At 48.8% G+C, this 17,318-nt stretch carries 23 protein-coding genes; 8 read left to right on the top strand and 15 right to left on the bottom strand.

Annotated features, from left to right (window positions below; genetic code table 11):
- Window positions 1-32 precede the first annotated feature (32 nt).
- Window positions 33-869 (bottom strand): phage minor capsid protein, encoded by an 837-nt coding sequence (locus BN6628_RS08840; protein WP_068616581.1) that lies wholly within the window; start codon window positions 867-869, stop codon window positions 33-35.
- Window positions 869-2,434 (bottom strand): phage portal protein, encoded by a 1,566-nt coding sequence (locus BN6628_RS08835; RefSeq protein ID WP_235847609.1) that lies wholly within the window; start codon window positions 2,432-2,434, stop codon window positions 869-871. The genes BN6628_RS08840 and BN6628_RS08835 overlap by 1 nt, the downstream gene beginning before the upstream one ends.
- A gap of 63 nt (window positions 2,435-2,497) precedes the next feature.
- Here BN6628_RS08835 and BN6628_RS08830 point away from each other — a divergent pair, with 63 nt between their 5' ends.
- A complete protein-coding gene (locus BN6628_RS08830; RefSeq protein WP_068616579.1) occupies window positions 2,498-2,968 on the top strand; it encodes a hypothetical protein in 471 nt (156 codons plus the stop codon).
- Window position 2,969: 1 nt separating this feature from the next.
- On the opposite strand, the gene terL is transcribed toward BN6628_RS08830, so the two are convergent.
- From terL to BN6628_RS26090, 5 genes are all read right to left on the bottom strand, one after another.
- Window positions 2,970-4,433 (bottom strand): phage terminase large subunit, encoded by a 1,464-nt coding sequence (gene terL / locus BN6628_RS08825; RefSeq protein ID WP_068616577.1) that lies wholly within the window; start codon window positions 4,431-4,433, stop codon window positions 2,970-2,972.
- Between the two features lie 333 nt (window positions 4,434-4,766).
- Window positions 4,767-5,030 carry a hypothetical protein gene (locus tag BN6628_RS08820; RefSeq protein ID WP_068616575.1) on the bottom strand — a complete coding sequence of 88 codons (264 nt, stop codon included), beginning with the start codon at window positions 5,028-5,030 and terminating at the stop codon, window positions 4,767-4,769.
- 541 nt (window positions 5,031-5,571) lie between these two features.
- Window positions 5,572-5,976: a helix-turn-helix domain-containing protein gene (locus BN6628_RS08815; RefSeq protein ID WP_068616573.1), complete on the bottom strand. Its 405-nt coding sequence runs from the start codon at window positions 5,974-5,976 to the stop codon at window positions 5,572-5,574.
- 66 nt (window positions 5,977-6,042) lie between these two features.
- Entirely contained in the window at window positions 6,043-6,216 is a 174-nt protein-coding gene (locus tag BN6628_RS26095; protein ID WP_157692469.1) for a hypothetical protein, read from the bottom strand.
- 616 nt (window positions 6,217-6,832) lie between these two features.
- Window positions 6,833-7,303, bottom strand: coding sequence for a hypothetical protein (locus BN6628_RS26090; RefSeq protein WP_148449271.1), 471 nt, complete (start codon window positions 7,301-7,303; stop codon window positions 6,833-6,835).
- 141 nt (window positions 7,304-7,444) lie between these two features.
- On the opposite strand from BN6628_RS26090, the gene BN6628_RS26085 reads away from it, so the two are divergent.
- Entirely contained in the window at window positions 7,445-7,639 is a 195-nt protein-coding gene (locus BN6628_RS26085; protein WP_148449270.1) for a hypothetical protein, read from the top strand.
- A gap of 4 nt (window positions 7,640-7,643) precedes the next feature.
- Here BN6628_RS26085 and BN6628_RS26405 read toward each other — a convergent pair whose 3' ends face one another.
- The gene (locus BN6628_RS26405; protein ID WP_187386123.1) at window positions 7,644-7,802 is read right to left on the bottom strand and encodes a hypothetical protein; all 159 of its coding nucleotides are present in this window, start codon (window positions 7,800-7,802) and stop codon (window positions 7,644-7,646) included.
- 327 nt (window positions 7,803-8,129) lie between these two features.
- Between BN6628_RS26405 and BN6628_RS08795 the strand changes: the two genes are divergently transcribed.
- Both BN6628_RS08795 and BN6628_RS08790 read left to right on the top strand, forming a co-directional pair.
- On the top strand, window positions 8,130-8,321 hold the full coding sequence (locus BN6628_RS08795) for a type II toxin-antitoxin system HicA family toxin (protein WP_068616567.1): 192 nt from the start codon (window positions 8,130-8,132) through the stop codon (window positions 8,319-8,321).
- A gap of 28 nt (window positions 8,322-8,349) precedes the next feature.
- Window positions 8,350-8,781: a type II toxin-antitoxin system HicB family antitoxin gene (locus BN6628_RS08790; protein ID WP_068616565.1), complete on the top strand. Its 432-nt coding sequence runs from the start codon at window positions 8,350-8,352 to the stop codon at window positions 8,779-8,781.
- A gap of 56 nt (window positions 8,782-8,837) precedes the next feature.
- Here BN6628_RS08790 and BN6628_RS08785 read toward each other — a convergent pair whose 3' ends face one another.
- The gene (locus BN6628_RS08785; protein ID WP_082926850.1) at window positions 8,838-9,437 is read right to left on the bottom strand and encodes a restriction endonuclease; all 600 of its coding nucleotides are present in this window, start codon (window positions 9,435-9,437) and stop codon (window positions 8,838-8,840) included.
- Between the two features lie 388 nt (window positions 9,438-9,825).
- On the opposite strand from BN6628_RS08785, the gene BN6628_RS08775 reads away from it, so the two are divergent.
- The 3 genes from BN6628_RS08775 to BN6628_RS08765 all read left to right on the top strand — a co-directional run bounded on the left by BN6628_RS08775 (window position 9,826) and on the right by BN6628_RS08765 (window position 11,353).
- Entirely contained in the window at window positions 9,826-10,071 is a 246-nt protein-coding gene (locus BN6628_RS08775) for a hypothetical protein (protein WP_068616563.1), read from the top strand.
- Between the two features lie 45 nt (window positions 10,072-10,116).
- A complete protein-coding gene (locus tag BN6628_RS08770; RefSeq protein WP_068616561.1) occupies window positions 10,117-10,461 on the top strand; it encodes a YolD-like family protein in 345 nt (114 codons plus the stop codon).
- Window positions 10,462-10,570: 109 nt separating this feature from the next.
- Entirely contained in the window at window positions 10,571-11,353 is a 783-nt protein-coding gene (locus BN6628_RS08765) for a DUF4393 domain-containing protein (protein ID WP_068616559.1), read from the top strand.
- Here the strand turns inward: BN6628_RS08765 and BN6628_RS08760 are convergent.
- Entirely contained in the window at window positions 11,343-12,206 is an 864-nt protein-coding gene (locus tag BN6628_RS08760; RefSeq protein WP_068616557.1) for an ATP-dependent DNA ligase, read from the bottom strand. The two genes, BN6628_RS08765 and BN6628_RS08760, sit on opposite strands and share 11 nt — an antisense overlap.
- A gap of 66 nt (window positions 12,207-12,272) precedes the next feature.
- On the bottom strand, window positions 12,273-13,352 hold the full coding sequence (locus tag BN6628_RS08755; RefSeq protein WP_068616555.1) for a hypothetical protein: 1,080 nt from the start codon (window positions 13,350-13,352) through the stop codon (window positions 12,273-12,275).
- Window positions 13,353-13,420: 68 nt separating this feature from the next.
- Between BN6628_RS08755 and BN6628_RS25590 the strand changes: the two genes are divergently transcribed.
- Entirely contained in the window at window positions 13,421-13,612 is a 192-nt protein-coding gene (locus tag BN6628_RS25590; RefSeq protein WP_235847608.1) for a helix-turn-helix domain-containing protein, read from the top strand.
- Window positions 13,613-13,652: 40 nt separating this feature from the next.
- Here BN6628_RS25590 and BN6628_RS26605 read toward each other — a convergent pair whose 3' ends face one another.
- The 4 genes from BN6628_RS26605 to BN6628_RS08735 all read right to left on the bottom strand — a co-directional run bounded on the left by BN6628_RS26605 (window position 13,653) and on the right by BN6628_RS08735 (window position 16,736).
- Window positions 13,653-14,438, bottom strand: a complete 786-nt coding sequence (locus BN6628_RS26605) for a hypothetical protein (RefSeq protein WP_235847607.1) — start codon at window positions 14,436-14,438, stop codon at window positions 13,653-13,655.
- A 111-nt stretch (window positions 14,439-14,549) separates the two neighbouring features.
- The gene (locus BN6628_RS08745) at window positions 14,550-15,236 is read right to left on the bottom strand and encodes a hypothetical protein (RefSeq protein WP_068616553.1); all 687 of its coding nucleotides are present in this window, start codon (window positions 15,234-15,236) and stop codon (window positions 14,550-14,552) included.
- A 1-nt stretch (window position 15,237) separates the two neighbouring features.
- Window positions 15,238-16,407, bottom strand: a complete 1,170-nt coding sequence (locus BN6628_RS08740; RefSeq protein WP_068616551.1) for a DNA-methyltransferase — start codon at window positions 16,405-16,407, stop codon at window positions 15,238-15,240.
- Window positions 16,407-16,736, bottom strand: a complete 330-nt coding sequence (locus tag BN6628_RS08735; protein WP_235847606.1) for a sigma factor-like helix-turn-helix DNA-binding protein — start codon at window positions 16,734-16,736, stop codon at window positions 16,407-16,409. Before BN6628_RS08735 ends, BN6628_RS08740 begins: the two co-directional genes overlap by 1 nt.
- Between the last annotated feature and the right edge of the window lie 582 nt (window positions 16,737-17,318).

Genomic DNA, 17,318 nt, shown 5'->3' with positions numbered 1-17,318 from the left:
GTCATTCCACGTCTGGACAAAATAAAAACGCCTCAAAGGGCGTTCGACGGGTCGCGTACTGGCGTAATCACGTGTCGGCAGCGCGGATGGAATATCTCGCGTCGAGGTAGGTCGCCGATATAACGGTAACTCCCCGGCGCATCCGGCGTTAGCTTAACGATCAATCCCTCGTAGTTCTTGCACGCATCCGTTGCGCCGTGTCTCGATATGCGTCCGTACAATGCGCCGCGACCAAGCGCTTCGTTCATCGTAGCCTCGCGATGAGTCTGTGCTAGTTTCGTCCGCGTGACCATCTCGACGTATGTTTCTGGCTTCCAGCGACGGCCGGCTGCGTCTATGACCCCGGTATTTACTGCGTTACCGAGCGTCTGCCGCATTCGGTCGAGAATATCTCGGCTTATCGTTCGACGTCCATTCACGCCCTTAGCGAGATTCGCCCGCATCGACTCAGCGGTGGCCTGGCGAATGGCTACCCGCACCTTGCGGTCAATGTTTTGAGTAACGGCCAAGAGATCCGCCTGCGTGTCCGCAACGGCTGTCGCAACAAACTCGCGGTTAATCCGGTTAAACCTTACGATCTTCTCCGCCTCATCGAGCGTTTTGGCCGCGCCTAGACTAACAATTGCTTGCGCCACACCGTCCGTAGCCGCCTTCGGAATGTGTGCGTTGACCCAAGCTACTGACTCTTCGTTCAGGTCCGCGAGTATCTTCGCAACCTCGGCGAGTGCCGCCTTAGCGTTAGCGCGAGACATGTCCGATAAATCTAAGCGCGACAACTCAGCGCCTATGGATCGTACGGCTTCCTTGTACGCTCGGACCAGGACGTCAATATCGCGGTCGTATACTGGGACCAGACCCTCGGCGACCATTACGCGGCCTCCCCGTTAAATATCGAGCCGTCTACAGTGCCACTAACGCGTTGCTCATCGTCGTCGATGCGCTTAACCATTTCCTGCGCCTGAGCGTCGCTAACCCCGTCGAGTTCCTTGATCGCATCCGCTACGGATTGGGTCGGCTTGCCGCCGGTACGGATGTTCGCCACTTCTGCGGCCTCTTTTGGATCTTGTGGTATGCCATCGCGCCAGTTAATCACGGGATATACCGGTTCATACCGCTCGAAGCCTTCTACGTCCTTGTTCGCATAGTTTTCGAGCTGCATCGCTGTCCATATTGCGTCACGGAACGCCTTGTCTACGTGCGCTCGTATCCGATTAACCTTCGCCAGGATCGGCATAAACCGTGCTTTGATTGCGCCAGAATCCGTGTGAGACGTGCCGGTGCCGCCTTTGTCGTTAGCGAGCGTTGTGCCGAACAACCATTGCGGCGTCTCACTCATCTGGTAGACGAGTCCGAGTAGGATATCAAGTTCCTTGAACGCACCTTCCAACTGCGAGTCCCACGTTAGATACCCCGGCGTTGTGTCTTCTTTACCGACCGGGATATATCGGCCACCACCGCGTACTTTTCCGTCCTCGCCACCGTCATCAAGGTCGTCCGGACCGTACATCCACGGGTCACTGTGTTTCCAAAGAATATAATCGATCTGCGCTAATCGTTCGTTTATCGCGCTCAGCACGCTCTCAAGCTTCTCGACGCCATTGATCCCTTCCCAACGGTCATCTACGCTCTTGTATGGAATGTGATGAATTAGGAGACGGTCCGTTCCTGTCCGTACAATGTCCTCCTCACGTCCGGTAGCGACCTGCTCCCCGATTGTGTACGTATCAATTGGCACGCTCCATTTTGTATCAACCCCACGTTCCGACAGCTTGTACCGCTCATACACGATATAGCCAGGGATGTGCCGTTCTACATTAAGGTACGGAACAACGGATACGGGACTGCCCGTTAGCCAACGGATTACCTTCCCGCCGGGCTCTTCGACCCAATCGATCCATGCGATGTTGATCGCTTTGAACTTCTTTCGCGATCCGCGTGACAACTCCGGAAACACGATATCAGCTCGTACCGCTTCGATAATCGGTTCAAGTTCCGTGTCTGGCGCTTCAAGTCCGAGTTCGGCCGTCTCACTTACGTCCGCCCGCGCACCGTAATACGTTTTGACGAACGAGTCTCCGCGGTAGCCGCCTCCGATCGTCAGTTCATGCATCATCTGCGTGATGTCATTTTCCTCAACAATCGAGTCAAGACGTACCTGTTCGCGTGTGCCCGTTCCTGTTCCCGCTTCAAACGTCGGGGGCTCTCCTGTCAGCAAATCCGCAGGCTTCGTAAGCAGAATATCCATCAAGTTAACCGCGATAAAGAGCGTCTTAAGCTGCGCAGCGTGTGGTGTATCCTTGAGTAACGAAGAAGCCCGCTCGTAGATTTCCGGGTGCCGTCCGTCAAATATCGTTTTGCCGCGCTTATAACGGGCCAGGCGCGGTATGTCCTTCGGCGGGGGATACTGCTGGCCTGGCGCAAATAACTTCCCCATAGTACACAACTCCTTTCTCTTATACTAAAATAGGACATAATATCTGAAATGGGAGAATTCAACATGTTTAATTTTTTCTATTCATTAACTCCGGAACAGTGGTCGGCTATGGGTCAGTGGGTTGGATCAATCGGAACTGTTTGGGCAGTAGTAGTTTCTCTCCGCTTAGCCAGAGAAGCTCGTTTTAACTCTAAGCCAAGATTAAATATTAAAAGTTGGAAAGGCATTGCAGATGGACAAGAGTATCTCACGATTAAACTAGTTAATGTCGGCCTTGTTCCTACAACAATTGAGTCATGTTATTTAAAAATAATACGAATTTGGGGGCCAGATAAACCTGCGGTCGACGAGTTAGCAATGAAGAATAACTTCCCCCTTCGTCTTGAGCCTGCATCATCGACGGAACTAGTCGTTACCACCTTAGAGCTAATTTGGATCAAAAATTTTAACAAGATCAAAAAAGGACAAGTTCTAGAGATTGTATTTGTAGATAGCTTAAATAATACATTTGTACATAATTTTTATGTCAACTAGGTCACAACCAATTAGGCTTCTCTCTTATTCTCTTCCGCCCAATCTTTGCGATACTTACTGCCATCTCTAATGCGTCCGGCAAATCGTCATGAGAGCCAGCCGGGTACATCTCGAACTGCTCAAGCAACAGCGAATGTTTCCGCGAAAACTGAATTGCTCCGCTCTCTATATCTGGCATGAGCGCCTCGATCCGCAGGTCCTTACGCGATCTTTGGTGTATCTCTTTAACTCGCGTGTGGCCGGGATAGCCTTTCGCTCTTAATGCGTCCTTAAGTTGCATAACGAAGAACTCCTGCGCTGCCTGCGCTTCGGCCGCTATCGCGTTCGGTTGAAAGCGGAGCGCCTTTTCGACGATCACACGCAAAAAGGCGTCCGGCTTTATCCGTTCGCCGAACGCATCAATAACGTATTTTGTTCCGGTTTCTTTATGGCGGGCGATCGTTACAATTGCGGAATAGTCTCCCCGTGTCTTCCCCATCGCGAAGTCTACGCCCATATAAACGTCAAACTCATCGGTCGGGCGAGGATACTGCGTTAACAAGTCGCGAAATATCCCCGAATCCCAGTACACGAATTTCTCCGGGTTAAATATCATCGACTCTTCATCAACGGGGTTGTTCATGTACTCGGTATTAAACGCCTTCGACCCGTTATCCCACTTCCACGTCATCAACTTCCATATCGGCTGCGCTTCCGGCCACAATACGACCACTCCGCGATCCATCTCTTCGCGATTCAACTCGTAGAGGGCGAGCGCATCCTTGACGCGGTCTTCTTTTGGTCGGTCGGGGTCTTTATATACGAGCCGGCACGCTTCCCAAAGATCCATCCGCTCAGGCCATTCGATAACAGCTCGATACACGCGACTCTTGAAGTCCGACCGGTTATATAGAACGTCAACGAGCAGCGCTTCGTGGTGGACCGTTGTTCCCATGTAAACAAAGGCCGTCTTCTTTCCTCGCGGATCGCCGAGCGGTACGACGGTCTGCGAGAACCAATCCTTCAATTTCTTGCGGAGTTCTGGCGTGGCGGCGTTCGACTTGATGTCCTCAAGATCATCGCAGATAATAAGATCCGGCCGCACGCCGTTCCAGTTCCGGCCTCGCAGCGCCTGACCCGTTGATGCCGCCTCAACCTTCGTCAGCATCTTTTTCGTACCATCATCGCGCGGTTCCCACGCAATAAACTCGGACGAGTTATCCTTCGGATTCTCTTGCTGCTTCGGACTCAACAGCGGACCGAAATCCGCCCGGAGCTTCGCGTTACTCTTAAGCTGCATCGCAATCCAATCGAGATTCGCTGAGCTTACCGCTGGTGTCTCTGATATGATGATCTCGTATTTGCGCTTGCGGTACACGATCTCGCGTGTCGGGAACGCCTTTGATAAATACGTTGATTTAGCGTGAGAACGGGGCGCCGCCTCCGCTACCTTGTCGTTGGTATGGACGTTACTTACGTCATCCATTAGAGCGCAGATTTCACGGTGGAACTCCGGCGCCTCGTCGTACTTCGTAATATCGAACCCGTCCCAGTTTCCGTCATTGCCGGGATTGCGCGCCTCGCTAAAATACTCAAGCGCAAACTCGATCAGGTTCGTTTCGCAGCGGTGGATTCGCGTTAGGCGTTCGTACTCCGCCAGCTGTGCGTCGATCTCGGCCGCGTCTTCCGGACTAAGTGCGGCGATATCTACGCCATCTAGTACGTCCAGTAACGCAGCAATTTCGTTAATTTTGGCTTCGCGTTCAGTACGCGTTAGCCATTTACCGTTAACCCAAGCGATAGATATCGCCTCCTTTCTTTAAGCTTCCGGAATGATCCAGCGCGTACTTCCGTCATGGCGTCCGATCTGGTGAAGGCATTGGCACACCCACTCGTCGTCATCACGCAGAGGGATGAGTGATAGTACCGTTGTCGGACGCGTACCTCTGTAGCTAAGTCCGCAAAACGCATAACCGTAATAGTACGCTTGAATACAAAACTTGTCCGTCTTCGGCGGCAGAAGCGCGTTAATCTCCGCAGCCTTTTCGGCTGTTTCCGCGATAATTACCGTAAACTCCACCATGCAATCATCCCTTTCACCTGCGTTTCAGCGATTTTAGACGTAAAATTAGCGCAATTACCTACGGCCGAGGGTAATCGTTCCCCTCTCGTGATAACTCCGCTAATTTCACGGCAATAATAAGCAAGAGGCTTACGCATTGTGCGCAGCCCCTCGCAAAGTCAAAAGTTAATTTTGATACGCGGACTATAGACGGACCAGAAACGGCCGATTTCGGAGGGGGCCTTGGGGGCCCTCACTTCATCGCATTAACGCGACCTACATATTCACAAAATCTACATTTTGCGTAGTAGTCTCCGCCCCTGCCCCGCCTACTAAAACCGCGCCACATCAACGTTTTTCGTGCGAATGAGTCTGCGAACATGCCCGCCGATCGCCCACCGTTTGTACTATTCCGCATATAATCCGTTGATTCCGGCGGCCAATTCCGCCTATTTCGAAAGTTTTCGGAGGGCCGTGCGCCGGAACCCTCTCGTTGATAAAACGGAGCGATCCGAAAGCATCCGAAGTCCCCGCCCACGAATCGCTTCATATAATGCGCTAATTACTCCGCTGTTTCGGATTCGCCATCCTTACGGAGCTTCAACGCCTCTAATCGCGCCCTCAACGCTTCGACATCCGTTCCTGCGTTATCCTTCGTATCAACCTCGATCCTATCCGTAAGCATTCCGCTGACCTGCAGCGCAAGCTTCGCCATTGCTGCGTTTCCATCACGCATGGCAATCGTAGATAACGAATCAATAAGTTCCGGAAGCTTAGCACTATTATCACGAACAATAGCACGCTTAAACTCCGCATCGAATGTCGCATCCTTGCGCCAGTTCTCAAGCGTACGCGCTGTAACTCCGCACATCTGCGCTATCTCCTCGTATGTCTTACCGCCCTTACGCGGCTTAGCGAGCCACTCTATCGCTATATATTGTTCTGACGTTAATTGCTTCGCCATCATTCCGCCTCCTTTCTGTAATAAAAGGAGCGCCGTTCATCCGCTCAAGCATTGCGGACAAACAGCGCTTTAATCAGCGTTAACCAATACGCGAACAGGCCCGTAATCGTCGATAATAACGCCATCGTTACCGCAGATATAAACGTTATCTTCCGGACCGTATACGATCTCTTTTACGCCTTCTCTACGCGCTAATTCGCGGTGTAAATCCGCAGTGGATACTTGCGATAAATCAACGGTCATATTAACGAGTCTCCTTCCGCTTTCTCTTCGGTTTCATAGCGGAGGCAATAACATCGTCCATGAACGCTTTCTTACATTCGTCCTTGGCGCAATATATCGCCCAATTATCGGATGATACCTGTCCGGTATCTTCTCCGCAATTAGCGCACTTTGCCGTTTCCATTTACGTACATCCTTTCGTTTGATATAACGTAAACAAGCGCAATCCCTCACGCGTATAACGTAGGAGACTGCGCTTTTATATCCGCGTTATTACTTTGGTTTACCTACATGAGATACTACTTTGAATATGCTTCATGTATCTATCAGACAAAAGACTGTGCTCGGCCTTTCGGCCTTGCCGTCGCCTGTCGGCTCCGAACTATTAATTGATTTATGCGCGTATTCTATGTGGTACACAAGGACCTGCTCTTGGTCCGTAGTGTCGGAGTGATCTTCTCCGGTTGCTAACTCCGCAGTATATGGAACGAGTTGCATTAATTGCGGTATAACAAAGACTAGATATAATTTCACCCCGAAAATGCCGGAATCCTGTACCGCGTAAGGTCTCAACGGCATTTCGGAGTGTCCGAATAAAGTCACTTTTTTCGCTGATTTGTCCGAATAAGGTCACTTTTTAAGCGACCAGTCCGTTAAATTTCGCAATCAACGACTCGTCCGGCGTCTTATTACCGCGGTAGAACACGCTAGGATTGAACTGGAACATGCGCTGCGGACCGACAGACGTCCGTGCAATAACGTACTCGCCTCCGAACTTCATATACGGAAGTCTACGCGTTAACGTCTTCTCGTCGACTCCGATCGCAGCCGCTAGGCCCTTTCCGTTAAACCAACGTATTTTCTTCGGATCGCGCTCCGTTGGGTTATCGCAGAGCGCGTTATTACTTACGTGGACGTACGGTAGCATCCTGTACATGAGGCCGAGATCAACCGCCTTAACTTCGCGGTAAGCTTGGCGCACCTTTGCCGTGTATGTACGGATAACTGCGCGGTTTTGCGTAGCTCCTCGGAAGTGATAACGCGGATTAACGTAATAGCTGCCGTGTCCGTCTTCTGTTATGATGCCGGATTCTAAGCAAACGCTCATGAAGTCGTAAAACGTGCTGCGCTTTCGTTTGAGCTGCAGAACGTTAAGCATGTCCGCAGTATTCATCGATTCGCCACGAGCCTTAACGATGCGGCCGCCGTCATAATCAACGTAGCATTGTAGCACGAGGAGGTATCCGCATTGTGCCGTTGTGAGTCGCTCGGTTACGTAGTGGATGTCGTCCATAGACGTAAAAGTAAAGCCGGCATTGCGCCCTTTGAACGTTTCTCGTTCGAAGTGTTCAGCGGCTCCCTTACGTTGGGATTCTGTAATGACACGGTCGCCATAATCAAGGACAGTCGCGTATATAAGTTCGCCCGTTTCCGGATCTGCTAATCGTCTACTCTGCGCCATTTGACACCGCCTTCTGCGCCGTCTCTAGCTCACGCAATGCCTGCGCAGCTTTCTTCGCCTCACGTTGTACCGCTTTAAGTCCGCGGATCGCATCCGTAATATCTACGTTAACTTTAACGCCCAGTTCGCCAGTGTTTCCGGCCATATGCAACGCCTCCTATTTGTTGTTAGAAATAACGTAAGGTGTGCGGAGTATACCCGCATCATTCGTATGCTTACGTGTTCCCTGAACGGGAAAAGACCGCACGTGTGGCGGCCCTTAAAATCCCTTTATACTTATATAGCTTTGAAATAGAGCAGAATGTAACCCTCTAAACGAAAAAAGACCGCATGAAAGCGGCTCTTATACTTATATAGCTTTGAAATCGTACGAAATACAACTCTGGACGGAAAACACGTATAAAAAGACGTATAAATATCTTGACACGTATAATGATACGTATTATAATTTAACCATAAGGACGGTGATGCCATGAAGGGATACTCTTCGAGGGAGTTAATAAAAATGATTGAAGAGGACGGATGGTACTACATACGAGCAACTGGCGACCACTACCAATACAAACATCCGACTAAGCCGGGGAAAGTTACAATCCCTCACCCCAACAAAGACTTACCAAAGAAGACAATAGCAAGTATACTCAAACAGGCGGGGCTGAAATAGCTCCTCCCTAAGGAGGTTTATATTATAAATGTACGATAAACAGTTAAAAGACCGGTACGTATTCCCTGCCGTTTTCGATTACGGAGACGACGGTATCTCTATCGAGTTTCCAGACTTGCCGGGCGCACTTACCTGCGGCGATAACGACGAAGATGCGCTATTCATGGCGAAGGACTGTCTCTCGCTGCATCTCTTCGGAATGGAAGAAGACGGCGACATCATCCCGGAACCAACGCGAGCGTCCGACATCGCACTCGAACCCGGCCAGGCTGCCGTATTGATCGACGTCTGGATGCCGCCTGTTCGCGATAAGATGGCGGACCGCGCCGTTAAGAAGACGCTGACTATTCCGAAATGGTTGGACGATCTAGCCGCGCAGAATAAGGTGAACTACTCACACGTGCTTCAAGACGCGCTTAAAGACTACCTCGGCGTCAGTGAGCGCAAAAAGACTCGGTAAAAATGCGTAAGAAAAACGCCTACTTAACGGATTATTTCCGCCATGTAGGCGTTTATTTATGCGCTAATTTTCTTTTTAGTAGCGGCCGTCTTTTCCCGCATCTGCAGCAGCATTTCGATCAATTCGTCCCTACCGATAAGACGTACGCCATTGGATTTCGCAAGCTTATACGCCTGGTCCGTGTAATCCCGGTTAGTCACGACCCAGCCTGCGGAAGCCCTATAATGCGCAATGGCACTCTGAACCTCCTGGACGGCTTTTAAGCCCACGTTTTTGCTGTAGCGCTTGGCCTGCACAACGATCCGTTTACCATCTTTAGACAGCACCAAGTCAGCGCCATAATCGCCCGAAGCACTCGTTACCTTCGCTTTATACCCTTGCGATCGGAATAAGTGTCCGAGGTAATGCTCGAATTGTACGCCTTCCATCTTGTCAATTTCCGCAATCCCCGAACGTTTTAACCGCTCCGTTCTCTTCACGTTTACGTAAATCATGATCGCAATAACGATACCTGCGCATAAAACACCGGCCGTTACCGCCGATCCGAGCGATCCCGTCGCGGAGAAAATGCCTAACGCTGGGAACACGAACGCCGCCCCAAGTAATGCCTGTAATAATTCTTCCTGCTGTTTCGCCTTGCTCTTTCGTCTTGCCATACTTATCCCCCATATTTTCCAGTTATATATACCTAATAATTCGATAACTGGGTCTTATTTCCTCCTTTTAGCAGGAAAATGGGCACTATTTGTCGAAGTTATCCGCAAGTCAAACGAAAGGATCAACGCAAATGAACCGTTTTATGAACGAACTTACCGCAAATGTCCACTTTTACACCGCGCAACTTGAGTGCGTGCCCATCGTTATATTTATCGCGGACGAACTCGTCGGCAGCGGAGTAATTGAAGACATTACGGAGGTTTCCGTACGTGTCCACGGCGAGTACTTTATGCGGAATGTCTGTACGTTTAAATACGCCAGCTAAAAACTTCCGCTTGAAAACAGAACGCATGTTCCCGTATAATTACGTTCAAAGGAGTGGTGACGATGTTATCCGATTTTGGACGTAAAACACTACGGATTCTTTTCAACTACATGTCGCAGCAACGCCGGATGCCGACGGAAAAGGAACTCGAACGGCTGACCGGGCGCAGCCCTGCGGATATTGAAGCGGCGCTAAACGAATTGATGCTTGCGGAGTACATATATTGGCCGGATAAGCCAGCGATAGACACAATCGTTATTTTGGAGGCGTGGGAGCGCAGTCTGTCGGGACAGTCGAGGCAACGGTGACCTCCCAACAGAGTAGCTCCGATTATTGGACGGAGTACTAGCACGATGGAGGATAAACTCAAAGGGAACGGTATATTGAATTCATGGATGATCATGCCAGAACACCGCGAGGCGGAAATCCGGCTGCAACTAGCACAGGCCCGGCGAACCAAACCTGAGTTAATTCTGCAGGAGTCCGAGCTGATCGAGGCTGCGATCAGCCGGTCACTAACGCTGCAGGTGTCGGTGAAGTTGCGGTTATTCGACATGATTGAAGATTGCTGGGTGGCTGGTGTGGTTAAGACGGTGTTGACGTATCGGCGCGAGGTGAAACTGGTGAGTAACGGAGAATTGACGTGGATTGCACTGGATGACGTTTTGGACGCAAAAATAGACCGCTTTGGCGAGTAGCTTCTGCGGTCTATGTTTCCCGGAAGGAATTAAGTGGTAGTCGTAGAATTAAAACTTGTATTAGGGGATTACTTTTATGGCTGTGACGATAGACTAAGGAGGAAAATAAATGGATGAAGAAAAATTATTAGATATAGCAAAGTCGCCTATTGAAACAGCGACTCAATTGGCTAAAAATACACTTGAGCCAGCATCTAAAGAGCTTGGAGAAGGGCTAAGCAGTATTTTTAATTTAGTATTTTCCCCGTTACAAAAACTTAAAATAAAAAAGCAAATTGAAATCGAGCGCTATAAGGATCTTTTATTATCGGAAGTCTCAAAAATACCACCTGCGGAAGTAATTGATCCTCAATTGAATATTGTCGGCCCCGCTCTAGAAGCCTCCAAGTATTACGTAGAGAGTGACACAATGAAAAAAATGTTCTCAAAACTGATAGCTAAATCCGTGACAAAGTCACTTGCCGAACAAGCTCATCCAGCCTTTGTCGAGATAATAAAACAACTTTCTCCTTTGGACGCAAAGGCTCTTAATTTTTTATTTGAGAATAGAAATAAAGTTGGCTCTGGCTCTATTCTGTTGTTCAAGAGTTCTGATGTATATATGGAAGTTTACAGAAACTATTTTCCGTTCCCGGATCTAAATGAGAGTAACCACAGTGCGTACGGAGCTTCAATTGACAACCTCATTAGGCTTGGGTTGTTATATATTGACACCAAAGTAACGTTTACCGATGATGCAGTATACGATAGTCTATATGATCACAGCTTCATTAAATTTGCTCAAGAGGACTTACACGAGACAAACCCAAACCACGACGTTGCGTTGAAGAAAACTTATTGGGAATTGACTAAGTTTGGTCGTTCTTTTTGTAACTGTTGCATTAAACAATAAACTCCGTAAACACCGGACTCCGCAGCATCCCTGCGCGAGTCCAATTTCGCATTTTCACGCGTGCTCTTATCCGCGGCTCCACGTACACAAACTCGCGATCCTCTCCGGTAATCAGCGGCTTCACCACGCCATAAAACGCCTTCTTGTGCGTTGGGCTAGCGCCATGCTCGATAATGCCAGCCGGACGTATCTTCGCGCTATTATCCGCCTGCACAGCCGCAAGCCAGCCGAACTCCGCCTTCTTATAACCGGTCAGCCATACGTCGGCATAAGACCAGTTGATCACCTTCTGCCATGCGGCCGACCGTCGGCTGACGTACGTGCTATCCGTACGCTTAGCGACCATGCCTTCGAGCGATCGCGCCTGCATCTGCGTAAACAACGCTTCTCCGGCTCCCTCCACGTAGGGAACAACGCCGAAATGAGCGTTCGGTAGCGATAAGCCCGCAAGTATTTCCTTGCGCTGCATGAGCGGTAATTGGCGCAAGTCCTCGCCCTTGTACCGCAGGATGTCGAAAACAACGAACGTAACAGGTAACTGGGCGCTGAGCTGCGTTATCTTATCGGCCCGACGCGCCTGAAAGCGGGACATCACGGACTCAAAGTCGACTACGCTGGTTTGCGGATCATAGACCGCGATCTCTCCGTCGAGAACGATGTCATGCGGGAATACAGCGTTGGCGATCTCCGGGTACTGCCGGGTACAGTCGTTATTATGGCGCGTGTATAGGCGGACAACGCCGCTCTCCTGCGAATATATTAAACGGTGGCCGTCAATTTTCGGTTCGAAAATATAGCGCGAATCCGAGAACGGAGCGGCTGCCGTTTCGAGTAACATCGGGGATATAAACATAGAAAACACCTCTATACGATTATAGCGCGTGGCTACTACGGATAGAGGCGGTAAGTGTTGGGTATCTTAAAGTACATCCTCGAATCTCCACAATTGCTCGTATTCAACACCGTGAGAACACGGTTCGCCTATATCAGGAAATAATCTCAGTGAGCAATTCAGACACTCCGCGGCTGTTGACTTAACCCAGATACTTACTGGAACCCCAAATTCATCAGAATTATAGTCAGCTTCTGTACTAATAAGGAGAGTATTTTTCCCACAAACAAAACAGGAATCAACAGTCATGCCATGAATAGCACGGACAATAGCCTCTGCCTTTTTTTCAAATTCATCAAGATCAGATTTCCAAATAGGCATCGAATAACAAGCTAGGCCATACGCCTTATAAAACGCAATGCGTCCATAATCAACGACTCCTTGTCCCGAATTAATTATCTCAGTTATTGGGTCTAAGGGAGCTTTTTTATATTTCCAATAATTTTCCAAATTATTATAGTTTGTAGCTTGTAGGCAATTAACAACGAGAGGCAGTATATTTTGAGATATAAATTGATCCAACTCGTTAAGTCTAAGAACATACAATCCTTTATGCCAAACTCGATTTCTTAGTGTATTCAGGTCTACTAGGGTTTGCTTATTGTCACAAATAACCTTAGATACGATAGGAATATTTTCGTCTTGAATATTCATTAGTTTTATTACTCGGTTCAAAGATGTCTGAAATTCTGCGGTATTATCATTACTCAGATCATTAGATTGTTTGTTCTTAAGAATTTCTAAAATTAAAGCAGAGTTATCACCGTCAAGTTTTACTTTGTAGGCGAGCTTAGGGTGGACACTAGATAACACATCTTTTAGTAGGAGCTCGAAGAAATGGTGAAAATGAAATATACATTGTAGGTATACTTCTTGGTAGTCTGTATTATCACAAAATAAGTCAATATTATTTTGACTAAAATCATAAAAGGGGTTGCTTTCTTCCACTAATAAGTCGTTAATTATACCCTTCTGTGACGCAACCTGGTAGGTCTTAAAATAAGACTTTAAAGCTAACCTAAGAGAAGTTAAAGCTGATTTAGTCACGTTTTCTTTACTCTTTACCTTGCCAATCATACGACCATGCTCAGCATTTAATTTGAACATCTTATTCCCACCTATTAATTTATATTATGAATAATTGGAAAAGTATGTTCTATTTTACCATATAACCATTGGCCGGCGTGACTATAATATTCGACATCACTCAAACACAGCTTTCGCAAATGTCCGGTGTGCCGCAAGGTTCGATCTCCCGTTTCGATAAAAACAGCCGCCACGAGGCCGCCCACTTATTCGCGATCGCACGGGCACTCGGCGTAAGTATTGAAGCGTTATTTATCGTTGAGAAAACAGACGCAAATTAAAAAGAGCCCGCTAGTAGGGGCTCTTTCTTTTTTTTTTGTCCTATTTACTTAACGTGTATTCACTAACCTCAAACGTAAGAATTTTATCGAAGATTACGTACTCTGTCCGCTTACTGAACGGACCTTTATTCCACGTTTTGTTGAATACATACTTTGCCGGACCGTTTCCAGCGTCTTTCGCATCATACCAGTTAATAAATGCAGAAACTTCTTGAGCAGAAAGGTCGTATTCTTTTTCCATGCCGTTGAGCATTGTGATTGTTAATAGAGCGCGCTCTCCTGAAACTGGCGGTTGCTCTGGATTAGTCGGTGGATCAACTGAGGCTGGTCCCTGTAGTTCTACTTCAACAACCGCCCACTCTCTAGAAACGTTTGAATTCGCTAGCAATCTCCAAGCCTGCGACTTCTCAGTTGTTGGAAGTTTAAGAGTGGTTGTGTCGTACATTTTAACATCATATGTCCCCACATCATTCCAAGTACCGTCAGCCTTCAAGTTTTGCACTTTCACACTTGAAACGGAAAATCCTTCTCTCGGATGTTGTTGAACAACTATACTCTCTACACTCTTTTCGTTCCCCTTCCCAAAATCATATCCTATGAAAGCAACCCCGTTCGTCTGCACTCCGGGTACTGATTGCCAAAACCCAACATTAGGGTCTTCTTTTGTGAGAAACTTACCATCAAAAGCATAGTCGGGACTTACCCCTGGAGCATTGCTGCTTGAGAAGGCTTTACCACCTACTGCGATTGTCGAAGCAGAAGCAATAGAGGTCGGTAAGGCTAAGACTAAAAGAAAGAATACAAGTAAGGCTAACTTCTTTTTCATAAAAATCTCCTTTAATTCATATTTTTTCTTAATATAGCATAATTAGTTCTATAGACACAGGTTATTTTTCCTATATATTACTGTAAATGGACTATCATTTTAAAAAATTAATTACGCTACAACCGGAAGAGTAAGCGGAGTCTCCTCCGCCCTTTCCACTATTACCTCGTTCATCGCGCCCATATCTTCCGCCCACCTGCGCCCGAGTCCGATGCACTGCGTAAACGGCTCGCTTACCCTTCGCAATACTGGACCTGCCGCGGTATCCCGCTTATACTGCGCGGACCTTTGCGCATTCTTCTCCACGCAGTAATTTTCGTAAGCCGTCCGCTTTCTTTTCGTTGGTTCCCGGTAATCCTTACCGTCAGAGCCGTGCGCCTTCGCAGCCCATTCGGACGCCTCACGGTCACGTCGCAAGTCCAATTGGCGCTCGGACATAAACGGGTACTCCGTCTGTGCGATCTTATGCGGATTCGGGTCCGTGATCTCCTCGTTCAAAACCGCGTCAGTCAGCCGATCCATTAACGCGGCATCCGGAAATACCGGCGACGGCCGCTCACCGCGACAGCCCTTCGCGTACCAATCGTCGAGAGCCCGCTGATTAAACTCGGCGTGTTCCTGGTAATAAGCGTCCTGGATCGCGGCCACTAAGAGCATGCGCGTCTCTCGGTCGCGAATATCGTAAGTGACTCCGTTATAAGAGAACGGAATGGGCGGTGATTCAGCGGCCTTGAAGTGCGTTCTTAGCGCAGTCTCTAACGCCTCAATGTCGGCTTTTGTGCGTTCGATATACGTCAAATTAAGCCGCCTCCTTCGCACCGGTCCGGCGTGCGTTAATAATATCAACGTGTTCTTGCGCGAGGTCAATCGCAACATAATTAAATCCATCCATTGCCGCAGCTACGGGAGTCGTACCGGAACCCGCGAACGGATCGAGAACTGTTCCTCCTGGCGGCGTTACCAAGCGGATAAGCCAGCGCATAAGCTCAGTCGGCTTAACAGTCGGGTGTGTGTTCGGAACGGAGCTTTGCGACCCATCCGCGCACAGATTACGGTCTTTCTTATTAGCCTTTTTCGATAGTTCGGCCGGTGAAACGTTGAAGTACGGAGAGTAAAACGCGTCCTTGTCCATTGTGACGCAGTTTGCGGGGAAGCGTCCTGTCTCATCCGGAACGTATGCGACACGTTCGCGCTGTCCATATGCGTTGACTGTCGGGCTGCCCTCGTCACCTGTGACGCCGTATTCTGTACGGTCTCCTGCAGCGCGTCTGATTCGGCAGCCGTCGATATTAATAGCGCCCGTTCCGTACTTCTCGACCGTTTCTGCTACGGTTCCGGCGAGCGGCTTTCTGGCGACGATAATCGGTTCGTGTGCGGGCTTGAGCGCGGTTCCCCATCCGTCCCATTTGCTGGCGAGTTCGGTTGCGGGCGCGGTAATAGTTTGAGTGAACGTACGACCATCGTCCTTTATCCACGAGCCGGTCTTATCTTGGGTTGCACCGGGAATCATCCGTTTAACGGTCGGACCCTCTACGATAACCTTACGCATTACCCCTGCGCGCTTATCAAACGCCTTCCCCACGTCCATACTCTTCGGAAATCCGCTAAAATATAGCCACTCGATAACATCGCGTATCTCGAATCCGCCGAGCCGCATCGCAATCGTCATTAAATCCTGTGTCCGAGTTCCGGCGAATACAAGCGCATGGCCTCCCGGCTTCAATACGCGGCAAACCTCTTTCCAGACGTCCGGATGCGGAACGAAAGAGTCCCACGATTTGCCCATAAATCCGCCATGACCGTGATCGTACGACTCGCCCGCCAGCCATTTCGTAAGCACTTCGATAATGTCTGGTTCTTTCGACAGTCCGTAAGGCGGATCGCAAACCACGCTATCAAAGAACGCGTCAGGGTATTGGCGAAGTATCTCGGCGCTGTCTCCGCATAATACAACGTTAATTTCGCTCATCAGGCCGCCTCCTCTTCCGTTTCAAGTTCGTACTCAGCCGTAACTTCCCCGTACTCCCACCGCTTGTACACTTCCGCTATCTTAACCGCAGCCTCTTCGTACAATTTAGCGACGGCTTCGCGTGAGTTTCCCATAACAGCGGCCGCTTCCTTCTGCGTAAGGTCAAAACCGGATACTAACGCAACGGCCTCCGTTTGACGCTCGGATAAGCCTGCCGAATTGATTGCGCTGTTCAAATCGATAAGAATATCGCTGGCAGCCGTATCGCCCGTGAATCTAGCGGCTGAAATTGCGTGGCGGTCACGTAATAGTTTCTTAACGCCAGCCACGTCGTTAAGTGCGTATGTTACCGTGTATCTCCGTTCAGATGCGTGGATATCCCTCTTGACGTGTCCGATAGTAATCCGCTCCTTTTTCGTGTAAGTTCCGCAGATATCGGGCGCTTTACGTTATGTGAATAAGTCCGCACGTAATAGCGTCGATATAGATGCGGTTTCTATTCTGAATTTTTCATAGATTGATATTTGCGAATAAGTTTCGTGAGGTCTCCGTCCTCATTGATTGTTCCCCGCTTTTGATTACGGCGGCACATCGCGTGGGCACAGCAACCTTCACATTTTTTAACTTGGGCATAGACACTCATCCATACACAAGTATCTCGTAGGCATAAGATGAATTGTTGTTTAACAAAAGGAGGAATTTGATTGGGTAATTCTACAAACAATGGAGTAATACTTGTGTTGTTTATTCTTCTGGTAATAGTAATTTCAACGTTTACAGCACAGAAAAGCGAAGGCCAACCTTTACTTACAAATTGTGTATATGCGGGTACTGAATATTCCCCAGGTTCAAAATTATGCATAAATAACAAATGTCATATTTGCATTAGTAATGGGGGATGGTCCCCTACG

Origin of the sequence: Paenibacillus tuaregi (assembly GCF_900086655.1) — a bacterium.
Taxonomy (GTDB): Bacteria; Bacillota; Bacilli; order Paenibacillales; family Paenibacillaceae; genus Fontibacillus; species Fontibacillus tuaregi.
This window is presented reverse-complemented; position numbering and strand designations above follow the sequence as displayed.

Coding starts and splice junctions, on each gene's coding strand:
- BN6628_RS08840 (WP_068616581.1), bottom strand. CDS start 869: ATGGTCGCCGAGGGTCTGGTCCCAGTATACGACCGCGATATTGACGTC.
- BN6628_RS08835 (WP_235847609.1), bottom strand. CDS start 2,434: ATGGGGAAGTTATTTGCGCCAGGCCAGCAGTATCCCCCGCCGAAGGAC.
- BN6628_RS08830 (WP_068616579.1), top strand. CDS start 2,498: ATGTTTAATTTTTTCTATTCATTAACTCCGGAACAGTGGTCGGCTATG.
- terL (WP_068616577.1), bottom strand. CDS start 4,433: ATGGATGACGTAAGTAACGTCCATACCAACGACAAGGTAGCGGAGGCG.
- BN6628_RS08820 (WP_068616575.1), bottom strand. CDS start 5,030: ATGGTGGAGTTTACGGTAATTATCGCGGAAACAGCCGAAAAGGCTGCG.
- BN6628_RS08815 (WP_068616573.1), bottom strand. CDS start 5,976: ATGATGGCGAAGCAATTAACGTCAGAACAATATATAGCGATAGAGTGG.
- BN6628_RS26095 (WP_157692469.1), bottom strand. CDS start 6,216: ATGACCGTTGATTTATCGCAAGTATCCACTGCGGATTTACACCGCGAA.
- BN6628_RS26090 (WP_148449271.1), bottom strand. CDS start 7,303: ATGAGCGTTTGCTTAGAATCCGGCATCATAACAGAAGACGGACACGGC.
- BN6628_RS26405 (WP_187386123.1), bottom strand. CDS start 7,802: ATGGCCGGAAACACTGGCGAACTGGGCGTTAAAGTTAACGTAGATATT.
- BN6628_RS08795 (WP_068616567.1), top strand. CDS start 8,130: ATGAAGGGATACTCTTCGAGGGAGTTAATAAAAATGATTGAAGAGGAC.
- BN6628_RS08790 (WP_068616565.1), top strand. CDS start 8,350: ATGTACGATAAACAGTTAAAAGACCGGTACGTATTCCCTGCCGTTTTC.
- BN6628_RS08785 (WP_082926850.1), bottom strand. CDS start 9,437: ATGGCAAGACGAAAGAGCAAGGCGAAACAGCAGGAAGAATTATTACAG.
- BN6628_RS08775 (WP_068616563.1), top strand. CDS start 9,826: ATGTTATCCGATTTTGGACGTAAAACACTACGGATTCTTTTCAACTAC.
- BN6628_RS08770 (WP_068616561.1), top strand. CDS start 10,117: ATGGAGGATAAACTCAAAGGGAACGGTATATTGAATTCATGGATGATC.
- BN6628_RS08765 (WP_068616559.1), top strand. CDS start 10,571: ATGGATGAAGAAAAATTATTAGATATAGCAAAGTCGCCTATTGAAACA.
- BN6628_RS08760 (WP_068616557.1), bottom strand. CDS start 12,206: ATGTTTATATCCCCGATGTTACTCGAAACGGCAGCCGCTCCGTTCTCG.
- BN6628_RS08755 (WP_068616555.1), bottom strand. CDS start 13,352: ATGTTCAAATTAAATGCTGAGCATGGTCGTATGATTGGCAAGGTAAAG.
- BN6628_RS26605 (WP_235847607.1), bottom strand. CDS start 14,438: ATGAAAAAGAAGTTAGCCTTACTTGTATTCTTTCTTTTAGTCTTAGCC.
- BN6628_RS08740 (WP_068616551.1), bottom strand. CDS start 16,407: ATGAGCGAAATTAACGTTGTATTATGCGGAGACAGCGCCGAGATACTT.